Annotated in this window: 1 protein-coding gene and 1 pseudogene; one reads left to right on the top strand and one right to left on the bottom strand. The window is 62.7% G+C overall.

Going from position 1 to position 547, the window contains the following annotated elements:
• Positions 1-125: pseudogene (locus tag EOA33_RS41240) on the top strand (N-acetyltransferase); the annotation flags it as partial.
• A gap of 46 nt (positions 126-171) precedes the next feature.
• Here EOA33_RS41240 and EOA33_RS38115 read toward each other — a convergent pair.
• Positions 172-547 (bottom strand): PDZ domain-containing protein (locus EOA33_RS38115; RefSeq protein WP_127407868.1); only part of this gene is annotated, 376 nt, incomplete at its 5' end.

Raw genomic sequence — 547 nt, 5'->3', positions numbered from 1 at the left:
GCCCCGACCCGGCTCGCGATTTCGACCACCCCTCGATCCCCGATAGCCACCCGCATCTCAAGCGGCATGTCCTCTACGCTCTGTCGCGCAAGGACTGGCAGGCAAGAAAAAGGGCGGCTCGTTAGCCGCCCTTTTCATATTGAAATCAGATTGTTGCAGGCCTTACCGGACTCAATCCATCCGGATCGTGACAAACCGCAACTCACCGGTCTTCGACGCCAACATCAACAGCGCGTTCTTGCGCCCCTGCTCCTTCAAAGCGCCGATCCGGTCCATGACATCCTTCGGCGTGGCGACCGATTCCTGGGCGATCTCGGTGATCACCTCGCCGGGCTGGATGCCACGCTCTGCCGCGGCCGAATCCTTGGTGACGTCGGTGATGACGACGCCGGAGACGTCGGCAGCGATGCCGAACTTGGTCCGCGTTTCGTCATTGAGCTCGCCGATAGTCATGCCGAGCACGGCGGCCGTAGACACCGCGGGCGCTTTGTCGCCATTGTCCTCGTCGGTGGTGCCATCTTCGCCGCCCGCCAGCTTCTCGCCGTCC

Origin of the sequence: Mesorhizobium sp. M4A.F.Ca.ET.050.02.1.1, assembly GCF_003997725.1 — a bacterium.
Lineage (GTDB): Bacteria > Pseudomonadota > Alphaproteobacteria > Rhizobiales > Rhizobiaceae > Mesorhizobium.
This window is presented reverse-complemented; position numbering and strand designations above follow the sequence as displayed.